Raw genomic sequence first — 15,641 nt, forward strand, 5'->3', positions numbered from 1 at the left:
AACTAGCGATCCTCTCCAGCAATGAACTACGAAAATTCCCTCGATTTCGCCCGGCAACTCGACCAAAACGATTCCCTCCGGCACTTCCGCGACCGATTTCATATTCCTCAACGAGATGGCGTACCGTTGACGTATCTATGCGGAAACTCACTCGGATTGCAACCGAAAACGGCTCGTGAGGCACTGGAACAGGAGCTAATAACCTGGCAGAATCTGGGTGTTGAAGGCTGGTTTGATAAAACGGAAGGCGCTGATCAGCCCTGGCTTGGTTACCATACGACCTGCAAAGAAGCATTGTCGCAAATTGTAGGTGCTGAGCCATCGGAAGTTTGTCCAATGAATGCGCTGACGGTAAATCTGCACTTGTTGCTGGCTTCGTTTTATTCGCCCGGCGTGGATTCGCCCGGCGTGGACTCGCCTACCCAGAAAAAGTACAAGATATTAACCATCAAAGGGGATTTTCCATCCGATCAATACGCGCTGGAAACGCACGTAAGGCATCATGGCCTTAAGCCAGCGGAGACGATTATTGAAGTAGCGCCCCGTGCCGACGACGGCTTAATTCATACGACCGACATTCAGCACGCCATTGCCGAGCACGCCGATTCACTGGCTTTGATTTGGATGAGTGGGGTAAACTATTACACGGGTCAAGTGTATAACATGGCAGTTATTGCCGAAACGGCTCAACGCCACTGCATTCCCATTGGCTTCGATCTTGCCCATGCCATTGGAAATGTACCCTTGCGTCTGCACGACTGGGGTGTTGATTTTGCTACCTGGTGTTCGTATAAATACCTGAATGGAGGCCCCGGTGCCATATCGGGCGTGTTTGTTCACGAAAAACATCATCAGCAAAATTTGCCAAGGCTGGCGGGTTGGTGGGGCTATCGGGAAGATCGGCGGTTCGAGATGACGCCCGGATTTTTGCCTGCCCCCGGTGCCGATGGGTGGCAGGTAAGTACACCCAATATCCTGGCATTGGCATTGCACCGAGCGGCCATTTCAATTACAGCCGAAGCAGGGATCGTGGCGCTACGACAAAAAAGTGAACAGTTGACGGGTTTCCTGGAATACGTTCTGACGCCTTTTGATGCGATTCAGATCCTAACCCCCGACGACCCGAACCAACGCGGTTGCCAACTCTCCTTGCTTGTCCGCAAAAATGGTAAAGCGCTATTCAACTACTTAACCGAACAGGGAATTATTGGCGATTGGCGCGAACCTGACTGCATCCGTCTGGCCCCCACACCTTTATACAATACGTTTGAAGAGGTCTGGCGAGTTGGTGAAGCGTTACGTAAATTCTTGTAGTGCCGACCGTCCCTGTCGGCACTACTTTACAAAACCAATTGTACGCTTCAGCCCCTCAAGCTTGGTACGCTTCACCGCCGACCGGCGAAATACCTCCCGGAAAACGTCTTCTGTTATTTCCTCCCAATCACGGTTTGTAAACGCAGTTAAATCGGGATGGGGGTCAAAGGCGGGTGTCTGATGTGGCCTGGCAAACCGATTCCAGGGACAAACATCCTGACAGATATCACAACCAAAGATCCAGTTATCGAACTTTCCCCGAACCTCTTCTGGAATGGCCTCTTTTAATTCAATGGTAAAGTACGAAATACATTTACTGCCATCCACTACGTAAGGCCCAACGATGGCATCGGTGGGGCAGGCATCGATACAACGGGTGCAGGTGCCGCAGTAATCGGTGATGGGACCATCGGGCTCCAGGTCAAGATCGAGGATTAGCTCGCCGATAAAGAAGAACGAACCAATTTCCCGATTGATTAGATTGGTATGCTTGCCAATCCAACCCAGACCAGACCGTTTAGCCCAGGCTTTATCCATAACCGGGGCCGAATCCACAAACGCCCGTCCGCCAACCTCACCGATTTCGTCGTGGATATAGGCCAGCAAGTCTTTGAGCTTGTCTTTGATGACAAAGTGGTAATCGGTCCCATAGGCGTATTTCGATAGCTTTAAGTCATCGTCGCCTTCGGGTAGCTTTTGTTCGGGGTAGTAATTGAGCAACACCGTAATGACCGACTTTGCATCGTCGACTAGTAACCGAGGGTCGAGCCGCTTATCGAAGTGGTTAGCCATGTAGTTCATCTGGCCATGCATCCCGTTTTTGAGCCAGGTTTCCAGTTTTGGCGCTTCATCTTCCAGAAAGTCTGCTTTGGCTACACCACAAAAATCGAAACCCAATTCAGTGGCTTTGGCTTTGATGAGTTGCGTATAGCGATGGGCGGGAGCGTGCATGCGAAATTGCTAATGAACAATGTAGAATGGAAATGAATAATAAAGACTGTCAGTTGGTCAACCAGAGAACGATTTTAGCAATTTATTAAATCCTGAAAATCATTTCAATCCTATAAATCCTGGTTCAGACACCCGCCAAATCTTGTAAATCAATGCTCTGTCATTGTGCCAACTTGTCAGGAAATGCGGTTTTGGCCGGGCTTTTGCCCATCTTTGCCTATGAATTTCTGGAAACGAAATAGAAGCTCATCAATGGAAAATAAAGACATTTTGGACGAACAAGCGTCTATGGATACCCAACAGCCTGACAACCTGACAACCGATACGGACAGCTCTGATGAAGCTGTGACCGCCACCGTTGGCGAGTCAGATGAAACTACGGAACCCGCTTCGGCAGAAAGCTTTGTGGCAGAAACCAACAAAATCGGCAGTGAATTGGCCGAACTTAAAGATAAATACCTCCGTTTATACGCTGATTTTGAGAACTTCCGTCGGCGCACAGCTAAGGAAAAACTTGATCTCATCAGTAATGCCAACGAGGGCGTACTAAAGGCGCTGATTCCCGTTGTCGATGATTTCGAACGGGCTATGCAGTCCATCGAAAGCACCAATGATGTAGCGGCTCTGAAAGAAGGCGTTTCGTTGATTTACACAAAGTTATTTAAAACGCTGGAAGGCAAAGGCCTGAAACCAATGACCTCCAAAGGAGAGCCATTTAATGCCGATTTGCACGAATCGGTTACGCAGTTCCCCGCCCCCAGCGACGACCTGAAAGGGAAAGTCATTGACGAAATTGAAAAAGGATATTACCTGAATGACAAGGTCATTCGATTTGCAAAAGTGATTGTAGGAAGCTAAAACAGTGAAGAATGAAGAGTGTAGAGTGAAGAATATTATTATCAATTGTATTCTTCACTCTACACTCTTCATTCTTTACTATATTAATACATGGCAACGAAGCGCGATTATTACGAAATTCTGGGCGTTGATAAGAACGTCTCGGCCGATGATCTCAAGAAAGCCTATCGTAAGATGGCTATCAAATACCATCCAGACAAAAACCCTGATGACCCCACCGCCGAAGAAAAATTCAAGGAAGCGGCTGAGGCTTATGACGTCCTGAATGACCCCAACAAAAAAGCCCGCTATGACCAGTATGGCCATGCGGGGATGGGTGGTGCAGCCGGCGGTTACGGGGCCGGTGGTCCGACGATGGACGACATTTTTAGCCAGTTTGGTGATGTCTTCGGTGATGATTCCCCATTCGGGAGTTTCTTCCGGGGTGCCCAGGGCGGGGGTGGAGGTCGGCAACGCGTACGGCGGGGTTCTGATCTACGCATTAAGCTGAAGCTTAATTTACAGGAAGTTGCCAACGGCGTTGAGAAGAAAATCAAGGTAAAACGGCATGTAACCTGTAATACCTGCGGAGGAAACGGTTCTAAAAACGGCACTGCGGTACAAACCTGTTCAACCTGTCAGGGTACTGGTCAGACCCGCAAAGTGGTAAATACGATGTTAGGTCAGATGGTATCGACCAGCACCTGCCCGACCTGTAATGGCGAAGGCAAAATCGTAACCGACCGCTGCGATGCCTGTTTTGGAGAAGGCCGTGTTTTGCAGGAAGACGTTATCCCAATCAAAATTCCGGCGGGTGTTGCAGAAGGTATTCAATTATCGGTAGGGAGTAAAGGCAACGTGCCGCCACGCGGTGGTGTTGCGGGCGACCTGCTTATTGTGATTGAAGAGGAAGAAGATGCTGACCTGAAACGTGATGGCAACAACGTTGTGTTCGATTTGTACGTCAGCTTCATTGATGCCGCTATCGGTACAAGTGTTGAAGTGCCAACCATCGACGGTAAGGCTCGCATCACTCTCGATCCTGGAACACAAAGCGGTAAAATGCTACGGTTGAAAGGGAAGGGTATTAAAGAGTTGAACGGCTACGGCCGGGGCGATGAAATCGTTCATGTCAACGTTTGGACGCCCAAAACACTATCGGCGGAAGAGCGTTCCATGTTGGAGAAACTACGCAACTCACCAAACTTTCAGCCCAAGCCGAACAAAAACGAAAAAGGATTCTTTGATAAAATGAAGGACTTTTTTCATGGCTGAGACCTGATATAAACTGCTTTATTTAGCAATAAAAAAGCCCCATAATGGGGCTTTTTTATTGCTAAATAAAGCAGTTTATTACTTCAACGTCGGTAAATGCTAGAGGTGATTTAGGGTCGTAAAATCCGCAGGGTTTTCTTACGTACTCCATCACTAACCTGTAATAGGTACACAGCCGGGACTGATCCCAAGCGGACCCGCACCCGCTGTACTGCATTCTCAACCGCCACCGATTGAACACTCAATTCATGCCCCGACGCATCGTTTAACCGTAACACCAGTTGCTGACCAATGCCGTCCCGCAGCTCGATCTCTGCATACTCATTGACAGGTGGGTTCCCCAATACACGCACCTGCCAGTTCTGGATAGGTTCAGCAGCTGCCAGACGAGGACTAATAGCACTACTACAGAAGGCCAGGCCACCATCGGTAGCAGCATAGATAATGTTATTAGCAACAGAGCTGCCATACACCCCATGTCCATTCAAGTAGTGGTTGGTAAAGCTGCCCCCACCATTGGTGGAAATGCTCAATCCCGTAGCGGTAGAAGCATAGACCGTGTTACCCAGCACATATACTCCCCAAACGATATTACTTCCCAATCCATTATCGGTCGTTTTATGGCTATAGGTAGTACCATTGTTGGTCGAGATGCTCAGCCCACCTCCATACGTACCTGCATAAATGGTACTCCCCACCGCGAATACACTGTTTGCATAATTACTGCCTGTGCCAACGCTTGTATTGGTAAAGCTAGCCCCCCCGTTTGTGGAGATACTTACTCCGCCAGCGGTGGCAGCATAGATAGTGTTACCAATTTCGTAGACACTGTATACCGTATTATGCCCCAAACCGTTGTCAGTCGTCTTGTTACTAAAGCTGGTACCTCCATTGGTAGAGATGCCCAATCCACTAAGAGTAGAAGCAAAAACTGTGCTGCCCACAGCATAGACACCTGTTACAAACGTGCTGCCAAGACCCGTGGTTGTGGTGGTAAAATGGGCACCACCATCAGTTGAAATGCTTAGCCCGTTCGTAGTGGCAGCATAAATCTTATTACTTACTACATAGACACGAAATACTGTGTTACTACCTAAGCCATTAGCAGTTGTATAAGTAGTAAAAGTACTCCCCCCGTTGGTGGAGATACTCAGTCCGCCATCGGTGGCGACATATATAGTATTGCCGACTACATAGACACTCCGCACAAAAATACTACTGCTGTTCAGAGCATCAGTAATGAAGGAGTAGGTATCACAACTAGGGCCGTTGGCTACTGCGCCCGTTACATTTACTACCGCTGTAGCCGTGGCAGTACATCCCCCCGAATTGGTGCCCGTTACCGAGTAAGGCCCAGACTCACTAACCACGATACTGGCACCCGTCGCCCCATTGTTCCACACATAGCTTGTTGCTCCTGAGGCCGTCAGCGTTGCACTGCCACCCGATGCTTTGATGATCAATGACGTAGGGGTGCCCTTGATGACTACTTTGTGCAACGCACTCACCGACACTGTAGCGTTTTTCACGGCCCGACAGCCCGACTCATTAGTCGCTGTCACCGAATAAACGGTACTTACACTGGGACTTACGTCAATGCTGGCCCCACTCTGGCCATCTGACCATTGGTAATCCACTCCCCCTGATGCGGCTAGGGTGGTCGATTCGCCCAGGCAAAGCTTCAGATCGCCGGTGATGGTGGGTTTGGGCAGGGCATTGGCCGTCAGACTGATTGTGGCCGTACTGACCGGAGCTCCGTCGGCGCTGGCTACCCGAATGGTGATGGTCTTAACGCCTGCCGTTAGGGTGGCCGAGGTTGTCTCGGTGTTTTTGGTGCTGAGCGTAACCCCTGACGGGGCTACCCAGGTGTAGCTGTAAGGCGGTACTCCGCCACTTACCGCTACAGCTAAATCGGTGGTTAGTCTACCAGATGTGCTCACACAGCCCACATTGACACTGGCCGAAGGGGAAAGTACTAGGGGTGATACGGTGGCAATTTCCACTAACGTAGTAGCTGAGCAACCGGTTGAAACGCTACCGGTGACCGAGTAGGGACCTGAGTCCGTAACCACAATGGCAGGTGTAGTTTCTCCCGTGCTCCAGCCATAGCTGGAGGCTCCCGAAGCTGTTAGGGTGGCACTACTGCCCGCTGCAATGATCAGAGCTGGTTTGGTTGTAATGACAACCTTTGGCCGGGCATTTACTGATACGGTGGCTTTGGCTACCGCCTGGCAGCCCGATTCATTGATCACCGTCACCGAATAAGCGGTACTAACCAAAGGGCTCACCACAATGCTGGCCCCACTCTGGCCATCTGACCATTGGTAGTTGCTCCCCCCCGAAGCCGTGAGCTGAGTTGACTGGCCTGCGCAGATTTTCAGCGTTCCAGTGATTTTAGGAGTGGGTAGGGCATTGGCTGTCACGCTTAGGGTAGTGGTAGTGACGGGTGTTCCCCCCGCACTGGCCACTCGGACGGTAAATGTTTTGGTTCCCGCTGTAGTGAGGGTGGTGGATACGGTGGGCGTATTGGTGGCACTCAGTTTGGTGCCCGAGGGCGTACTCCAGGTATAGCTGTAGGGAGGAGTTCCGCCTGATACAGCTACCGATAAGTCAGCCGTGCCTCCCACACAGAGTGCCCCCGCCGTGGTGGAGGTGGTGAGGAGGAGCGGTGGAACCGCGACGACCTCCACACTGGCGGTGGCTGGACACCCTCCCGAACTGGTGCCAGTAACGGAATACGATCCGGCTTGGGAGACCACAATGGAGGCTGTCTTAGCCCCATTGCTCCAGACATACGTAGCAGCTCCTGCTGCTTTCAGGGTAGTGGTAGCCCCCTGAACAATAGTGAGCGAAGGGGTAGCCGTAATGGTCAGGCTTGGCGTAGAGGGGCAGGTGGAAGTTGAGAACAGACCGAGTTGATTGCCGTTATCCCCGTAGAAATAGTACGTGTTTCCCACGGATGTACCGTAAACATTATCATTCCAGAGATTACTGATTGGCTGACTCCGCGTTCCTGGATTTAAGTTTTGTACCATCTGAGTGCCATTGGCGGTGCCGTCAGTTTTCCAGAGTTCCAGGCCATTGGTGCCATCATTGGCGAAAAAATAAGTAGTGCCGTTTACTGTTCGAATCTCAAGAGGCCCGCTGGTATTGTTTGGATTGCCAGTACCATTGTAAGCACCAAGACCAGAGCCATTAGGGCCGGGGTTGATGTCTTTGAGTAAATAGGTTCCACCAGGTGTTCCATCACTACGCCAGAGTTCGCCCCCTTCGGCATTGGTATAGATAGGAAAGTAAGCAATGTTGGTAAAGCTATGATCAGAGGTACTCCAACGATCAGAAAACATGGAGCCAAAAGGTCCTTCATTGCTACCTGGGGCAAAATTCGTCAGTTGAATAGTGCCACTAGACGTTCCATCGGTACGCCAAAGGTTGTACGCTACATTTCCACTAACAACTTCCGATTGCCCTATGAAGTATAAATAGTTGCTGGATTTGAGGAATTTACTTGAGTTAAGAAAGGTATCTCCAATAGGGGGTGTTTTTCCGCAGTATTGTACGTTGGAAGGATATTTCAATACACTAGCTACCCCGTTCTCAACGACCATCAAAACCGTTGGGAATTGAGTGACAACCTGAGGGCTGTATGGAAAACAGGGGTAACCATAGGTATCGGTAACAGGATAGTATGCCTGATAAACCAGCCGATTTCCTACAGCATTCATGCTATACGGAAGAAAGCCACTATTAGCGACAAGCGTTGTGCCAGCTGCCGTTCCATTTGTACGATACAAAGTTGGTCTATACCCAAAGCCGGGATCACCCGTATAAATGGATGGTCCCTGAAAGTAGAAGTAGCCACCCACCACAGCTGATTGGGGTGAGTCGTAAATTATTCCATCAGCAGAGCCTGGTGCTAAATCTTTAACTAAATAAGTTCCTGCATCAGTCCCATCACTACGCCATACTTCGGTGCCTTCAGCATTTGTTTTAAAGCTAAATACCAATAGGCCATTTAAATTCACCATTGGGGAGTGAGGACTTCCCGACAATGATTTTACTAGAACTGTGCCAGTCGTTGTTCCATCGGTTTTCCAGAGTTCTGAACCATTTGCCCAGAAATAAATAATGTTTCCTACCCGGCATCTTGAGTTCGTCTCATTTGCGAATTTAGCGCTCGACGTTAATGGAGTAGTACCGCTATCTGTGCCATCAGTACGCCAAAGTTGCTCCCTTGAATTGAAAATAACGAGGTTATTGAGCGGCTCGAAAGGACCTACCCGGCAGCATCGTTCAAGGTCTTTAACTAACGAAATCTGAGCGTTTGCGATAGTGAATTGTAAAAAGATAACTAAGTGTAGATAGAGTTTTTTCATAGGTAATTTTCGTGGATTGATAAGAATGAGCTTGCTTTTTGCCAACCAAACTAGTTGTATGACAGTTAATTGTAATGTGTTCGCTTTTGTGTAATTGGCTTACATGTTTTAGGTAAAAACTGCACAAAGTTAAACTAAGAGTTATATGAAAAAAGGGTGTTTTTCTCGTATTTTAATAGTTTGTTTCAAGAGTTGATTGGATACCGGTATTGATGTTTTTTTGATGCTTCAGTAGTGGTATAGCTAGTTGCTGTGAACAATCGCAATAGGGAAGCCTAATCACGTTTATTCACCTAAAACGATCGTATTTGGCCGCTGGGCGACCAAAATAGCGTCCGGGAGTTGAGGTGGACTTTATTATATTTTACGTAGTTTAGTACGCGAAGAATTGACAAACAATTGAAACCCAATACCGGAACTTTTCAGGAATAGCGCAGGAATAAATACATTTATTATCTTACATGCTTGCTTAACAGATTATACAGAGTCTTCCCAATAAAGTGACTATTAGTAGAATTCAATAGCTGACCATGATAAGCCTCTAGAATGTATTCTTCAAACCCTGCAATGGTATAGGGCTGCCAGTTGAAATCAGGGCGAATACTATGCTGAAAATGGGAGGAATCATTCGCTTTGAACAGCATGATAGGACACCCAAGGGTTAGGTGTACATGCATAGTACGGGTGTATTGATGTACAGCTACTAAGCATGAATCTCTCCAATTGATCGACTGATTATCAATAACTGATTGTGACGATTGATTCGTGAACCGGTTTCTATACCGACTGATAACTCTAAACCAGCTAGCCTGCCAGTTGGCAGGTTTAACTGACTTTACAAAGACTTTTTTCTTTAGCCGATAGAGATCTTTTTGTACAGATTCAAAAAATGTCATCTTCCGATATAAGGGTGTGTCCAGCAAGACAAGTTGATGGAGTGACGATTTTTGCATCTGTTCTATACTCAAAGCGACTTGGTAGGCCATCATTCCGCCAAATGAGAATCCAACCAGAATACTTTCGGCTGGATTAGAAATAGCCTGGGCAATTTGTTGGGCAAGATTTGAAAACGGAATTAATTCGCCTTTATAATTAAAGGGTTCATAATGAATGTAGTATAAATTAAAATCCTTATTTAAATTATGCTCAATCCATCTATACATTCGTCGATTACCTGGTAAGGAAGGTATAAAATAAGCTTGCTTACGATTTGAAATAATCTGATTTAAGGGTATGCACTGTACTTGAAACTGGCTCATGTAGCCAGTGATATAATAAGCTAATGACTTTGGGGTAGTATAAGAATAAGGGGCATGAATGGGGAGTTTCCTGTCAATTTGTTTTTCCAGTTCGACTAAACAGCTTTGGGCTAGTAGTGAATCGCCACCCAGGTCATGAAAAAAATCATCGTAATCTGATATGTCCGTCGTTAGGCTAAGTTCCTGTTGCCATACGGATTTGATAAGTTGAACAAAGTCCGGGGAACCTTTTTCAAAGGTAAATACAGGATCAATTATAAAATCGCTTTCTTGATTAGCAGCCAGTTGCATTCGGTCTATCTTGCCCGTCTTTGTAAGCGGTAGCGACTCAACTAAATAGTAACGGTCGGGAAGCATAATTTCTGGCAGACGTTGCGCCAACGATTGCTTCAGAGTAGGTAAATCAAAGCTGGAGTCGACACTAACATAGGCTTTTAATAGAGATCGTTTAGGATTAGTTGTATCATAAAATACTGCTGCATGTAGCACGCTGTTTTCCTGTTTTAATTCATATTCTACTTGAATCAGGCTTACTTTTTGCCCGTTGATCTTGACAACGAAATCTTTTCTACCGCTCCAGTATAGATTCCCCTCCGTATCTAAAAATCCAAGGTCTCCGGTTGCATACTGAATCTTTTTGTCAGGTAATAACTCAAACGCTTGCTGAGTAGCTGCTGGCTGATTTTGATAAATTGAAGGAATGTAATGGGCCTGAATAATGATTTCACCCACCTGATTTGCTGGCAGCAATCTCCCGGTTTCATCTTGAATTAAAACCGTGCGTCCCGGTACGGGTTTGCCTACCGAATATAGGGAATCAGATACAGGGGTGTCAATTCGGATTTTATGTTCCGAAATAGTGCGTGTTTCGGTAGTCGCGTAAGCCACTTGCAACACCGTATTTACTGGGAACCGCTCTTGAAAGCTAATAATATCCGTTGGTAGCACGGGCTCAGCCCCAATAGAGACAAGGCGTAAATTAGCGAGGTCTTTAAAATTGGTATTGCTTTTTAATACTAGTCTAAATGTGCTGACTGACAGGCTACTAAACGTAATGCTGTTCTGCTCCCAGAAGGTAGGTAATGACAAAATCCCTTCCTTTTTTAAATCATACACTACAAGTGTGGCCCCACTAAGCAAAGCGGGGAAAATGCAGGCTAGCGACGCACTGAATTCAAGCGAGAATAGCAAGTCGATTCGGTCGTCAGCATTGATATTATTAGCTGTTAGTTGGCGGTAAGTATCGGTTAAAACACTCTGATGAGAGTGAATGATTTGCTTTGGCTGACCTGTAGTTCCTGAGGTCGTAAACAGGCAAAAACTGGTTGTAGGGAGGATGGTGGGATAATTGATTTTAGGCAAACGGGATGATTGAAGCGATTTAGGGTTGAGTAGTTGAATGGATAGTCGCTCCGAAATGCTCGATGACGAATCACTTATGAGACAAGAACAATTGAATGAATCCAGAAATGTATTTAATGAGTCGACGGATTGCAGGGAAATAGAATGATAATAATTTCCAGACAGTAAAATGCCCAATAAAGCCGCTATATGTTCAATGGGGTCTTCTACCTGAACGGCTATGCACTGCTGGTTGAATGTACGGATAAGTAACCCGTTCGTATATTCAACAGCCCTTCGGAATAATGATTCATAGGTGATTTTGCGGTGCCCGGCACAAATTGCGTTTTTAGCTGAATACTGTTGAGCAATTTCTGTCCACCGAAGCCGAAAATTATCGTTCATATACGCGATAGGTTTTATACGGCGTTAAGCCCACTTTCAACATATTTCGATAACTAACGCTGTTGTGGTAAGCCCAGGCTATAATACTACGAGCCTTTTGGCTATTTGACCAATTGAGTCTGGTCACTAAAGCTGCTGTATGATAGCCTTTGTGTCGAAAAGTAGGTAGAATAGCTCCCCCTGCCAGAACAAAATCGTTCTGAACTCTATACAAAACGGCAATTCCTACTGCCTCTTTATGGTCTGTCACGCGGAACAATGTAATATTTTGGTTGCGCAGCAACTGGCTGAAGTTGTTGGATACCAGAGTGCTGTCAGGCTGTTCTGACTCAAATGCAGCTAAATAATCCTTGGTAAAGGCTAACATGGTTGCTTCGCAGACTGGTTCGAGCTGAATACCAGACTGACATGCGTGCTGTCTATAATGAAGCATTGTATCTCGAACTGCCACCAGTCTTTCTTTTAAGCAGTATCCATTTTGTACTAAATACTGATAATGATACTCCTGGCAATGTGCTTCTTCAATAAGTAACTTGTGATGCTCGATTTGTCGATGGGTGTAAAACACATTTGCCTGTTTGACAAGTATCGGCAGGTTAGCAGGCTCATGGCAAACGCAATAATTAAAATAACCCACATCTGTAAAGCAAAGAAGAAGATGGCTTGCCGTTGATTCAATGGAGATTTTTCTGGTATTTACTGAAATGTTGGCATAATGCCGGAGCCGCTCAATGTCGTATTGGTAAAATAAATCCATACAAAAAAATGTTACTTACTGAAATTAACTACGCACTGTACGTTGAAAGTCAACTGTTTACTATAGGTATGACTCCACAATTCAAACGTGTGGAGAGGCATGATAATCTTATTATGAGCAGTATGAGAACGAGGTTAGAGGTTACTATTGACCGGTCACTGAATGGTTTTCAGGTTGGGAGTAGGCATTTTTTCGTACCATGTTGTACCTGTTTCAACTCATTGGGAATACTAGTTTCTGAGATTACTACCAGACCTCGATTTTGAATGAGCTGTTGAGCTATGCTACTTCCACCCTTATATGTATGGGCCTTTAAGGCGATTTCTCGCTGACTTCCAAAATAAAGCCGCTTAAATGGATATCGACCATACTGGCCGCCAACTATCCCAAGGCTTTCCGCTCCTGACTTATCAGTAAGTGTCCAATAAGTGTATTTAAGGCGAAATTGAGTAACTTGATTTCTTAAATTTGAATATAAACGCATTAAGCGTGCCATCGTATTTAGTTAGCTTTTTGCCTACTCACTAATAAAGTTTATATGGGTTGACGTATATAGTAGCAGTATGTTAGTACTTAGCTGGCACCATCTTTTGTAGTTTAATAGACATTAGAAAATTTCCCAATACTATTTATGATGGTATCCGCAGGCCAGCTCAATGTGTTGGGTTATTCGTTTACAGGAGCTGGTTTGTATAAGTGCCAGGGTTTATATATTAATTTGCAAGATATAATATACTTGTAGTTTTTTTAATTATAATAACGGTAAAATTTTAATTAAAAAATTAGGGTTATTCTGATTTTTGGTGTTACAAATGGCCTACTGTTTTATAGTTGACTGATAGTTAATTATTTAAATAGTTTTCTGAATATATTGCGGGTGATGGAATCTAGCTAAGTCTCTAATTAAGCCAGACTTACCACCTTGATACTAGCGTTTTTGGACTTATGTTGCTCACCGGGAAAAGAGCCTATGCTAACACTTTCTAATACTATACTAGCCTGTGCTGCTATAACAACGGCCCTGATGGCGGGCCTTTTCTACGCCTATTCCTGCTCGGTAAACCCAGGGCTGAATCGGCTAGCCGACACCGAATACCTAATGGCGATGCAGTCGATCAACAGAGCTATCCAGAATCCCATCTTTTTTGTAAGCTTCATGGGGGCACCGATTCTGCTGATCTGGAGCACCTGGCTTCAGTATGGACAGCCTCTTTCCACTCGTTTCTGGCTGCTGCTAGCTGCCACGATCGTGTACTTGATTGGTGCACTTGCCGTAACTGCTTTGGGGAATATTCCACTGAATGAAGCACTGGATAAGTTTCCGATACAAACTGCTTCGGCGGATGAAATCGCAGCCCAACGAGTAAGGTTTGAAATTCCCTGGAATAATTGGCATACGTTACGAACGGTAGCATCCATGGTAGCGCTCGTATTCGTACTCATGGCTTGCCTTAGTCCGAGAGAATAGGCAAATTAACTTGGGTTATACTATTTTCGTTTCATTGAACATTTCTGAAACGTATGCACCAAACACTTTTACTTTGCCTAGCATTGATGCTGGCTGTCTCGTTACTCGTCATGGTGGGACAGCGCCTGCGTATTCCAGTGCCTATATTTTTGGTATTGAGCGGTTTGGCGGTCAGCTTAGTGCCGGGTATTCCTCGTATTGAAATCGACCCCGAGCTTATCTTCCTGATATTTTTGCCGCCCTTGCTGTATGAAGCCGCCTGGTTTACATCCTGGAAAGAATTCTGGCGATGGCGACGAATCATCCTTGTTCTGGCCTTTGGCCTGGTCATTTTCACTGCGTTTGCCGTAGCCTATGTATCAAGTGCTGTAATGCCTGGGTTTACATTGGCGTTGGGATTTCTACTGGGTGGTATCATTTCACCGCCCGATGCGGTTGCGGCTACGTCGGTGTTGAAGGAAGTGAACATCTCCAAAACCGCCGTTAGTATTCTGGAAGGAGAAAGCTTAGTGAATGATGCCGCGAGTTTGATTGTATTCCGGTTTGCCCTGGCCGCTATTTTATCGGGATCGTTTGTCTGGCAGGAAGCCTCCGTCAATTTTTTGATGGTCACGTTGCTGGGTGTATTTATTGGGTTAGCTGTCGCGTGTGTGTTTTACGCGATTCATCGGTGGTTGCCTACCTCAACCCGGATTAGTATTCTACTGACGTTCCTGGCTCCCTATATTATGTACATGACTGCTGAAGAGTTTCATGTTTCGGGAGTTATGGCTGTTGTGAGCGGAGGCTTGTTTTTGTCAAATCAGAGCCACATAATCCTCAACCACAGTTCCCGGATTCAGGGAACGGGCATGTGGGCTACGGTTGTTTTTGCACTTAATGGATTGGTGTTTATTCTGATCGGACTTGAACTACCGGTCATCATCAACGGATTGGATGGCTATTCAAAAACGGAAGCTGTTTTATATGCCTTACTGATCACGGGAGTTGTCATTGTTACCCGTATGGTATTTACAATATCGGCTTCGTATTTCACACGGTTTATAGGAAAATACATTACAGTTGCCCAGCGAAATCCCGGTTTACGCGGCCCAATCGTTCTTGGTTGGGCAGGTATGCGTGGCGTTGTGTCATTGGCATCAGCCTTGTCTGTTCCACTAGCAATGGGAAATGGAGAGCCGTTTCCGCATCGGAATCTAATTCTATTCATCACGTTTGTGGTCATTCTGGTCACGCTGGTTTTTCAGGGATTAACCTTACCCCTTGTTATTCGATGGGTCCAGCCCAAGGACCTAACCGATCGGATACCGGAGGATGAACAGGAGTCGAAGATCCGGATAAAACTGTTGAAGGTGGCGCTGAAGCATTTACAGGAAAATTATGCTGAGGAATCCAGTAACAACGAATTAGTGGAGAACCTGAAGAACCGGATGGAAAGCGACCTGCACCAGACAAAACGACATCTGGATTCAGTAGAAAGCGATGGTGAAAACATTGCCCAGTATAACGAGATCATTGCTGATATTATCCGCGTTAAACGAGACATGCTGCACCAATTACGGAGTAAGCAGGAATTTGACGATGAAGTAATTCGAAAAGAAGAAGCCCGAATGGATCTGGAAGAAGAGAAAATTGATCACCCAATTCATTGAGTATTC

General features: G+C 46.2%; 9 protein-coding genes. 5 read left to right on the plus strand and 4 right to left on the minus strand.

What is annotated here, in order from left to right:
* Positions 1–21 precede the first annotated feature (21 nt).
* Positions 22–1,314 carry a kynureninase gene (gene kynU / locus EXU85_RS12445; protein WP_142772388.1) on the plus strand — a complete coding sequence of 431 codons (1,293 nt, stop codon included), beginning with the start codon at positions 22–24 and terminating at the stop codon, positions 1,312–1,314.
* 21 nt (positions 1,315–1,335) lie between these two features.
* On the opposite strand, the gene queG is transcribed toward kynU, so the two are convergent.
* A complete protein-coding gene (gene queG, locus EXU85_RS12450) occupies positions 1,336–2,265 on the minus strand; it encodes a tRNA epoxyqueuosine(34) reductase QueG (protein WP_142772389.1) in 930 nt (309 codons plus the stop codon).
* A 252-nt stretch (positions 2,266–2,517) separates the two neighbouring features.
* On the opposite strand from queG, the gene EXU85_RS12455 reads away from it, so the two are divergent.
* The gene (locus tag EXU85_RS12455) at positions 2,518–3,123 is read left to right on the plus strand and encodes a nucleotide exchange factor GrpE (protein ID WP_142776700.1); all 606 of its coding nucleotides are present in this window, start codon (positions 2,518–2,520) and stop codon (positions 3,121–3,123) included.
* Between the two features lie 90 nt (positions 3,124–3,213).
* Positions 3,214–4,377, plus strand: coding sequence for a molecular chaperone DnaJ (gene dnaJ / locus EXU85_RS12460; protein ID WP_142772390.1), 1,164 nt, complete (start codon positions 3,214–3,216; stop codon positions 4,375–4,377).
* Between the two features lie 110 nt (positions 4,378–4,487).
* On the opposite strand, the gene EXU85_RS12465 is transcribed toward dnaJ, so the two are convergent.
* From EXU85_RS12465 to EXU85_RS12475, 3 genes are all read right to left on the minus strand, one after another.
* Complete coding sequence (locus tag EXU85_RS12465; protein WP_142772391.1) at positions 4,488–8,753, minus strand: hypothetical protein; 4,266 nt, start codon at positions 8,751–8,753, stop codon at positions 4,488–4,490.
* 452 nt (positions 8,754–9,205) lie between these two features.
* Positions 9,206–11,758, minus strand: coding sequence for an AMP-binding protein (locus EXU85_RS12470; RefSeq protein WP_142772392.1), 2,553 nt, complete (start codon positions 11,756–11,758; stop codon positions 9,206–9,208).
* Entirely contained in the window at positions 11,748–12,515 is a 768-nt protein-coding gene (locus EXU85_RS12475) for a hypothetical protein (protein ID WP_142772393.1), read from the minus strand. The genes EXU85_RS12470 and EXU85_RS12475 overlap by 11 nt, the downstream gene beginning before the upstream one ends.
* 970 nt (positions 12,516–13,485) lie before the next feature.
* On the opposite strand from EXU85_RS12475, the gene EXU85_RS12480 reads away from it, so the two are divergent.
* On the plus strand, positions 13,486–13,983 hold the full coding sequence (locus EXU85_RS12480) for a DUF1772 domain-containing protein (RefSeq protein WP_142772394.1): 498 nt from the start codon (positions 13,486–13,488) through the stop codon (positions 13,981–13,983).
* Positions 13,984–14,036: 53 nt separating this feature from the next.
* Positions 14,037–15,635 carry a Na+/H+ antiporter gene (locus EXU85_RS12485; protein ID WP_142772395.1) on the plus strand — a complete coding sequence of 533 codons (1,599 nt, stop codon included), beginning with the start codon at positions 14,037–14,039 and terminating at the stop codon, positions 15,633–15,635.
* The last annotated feature ends 6 nt before the right edge of the window (positions 15,636–15,641 follow it).

This window comes from Spirosoma sp. KCTC 42546, from assembly GCF_006965485.1.
In the GTDB taxonomy this organism is placed as follows: Bacteria; Bacteroidota; Bacteroidia; order Cytophagales; family Spirosomataceae; genus Spirosoma.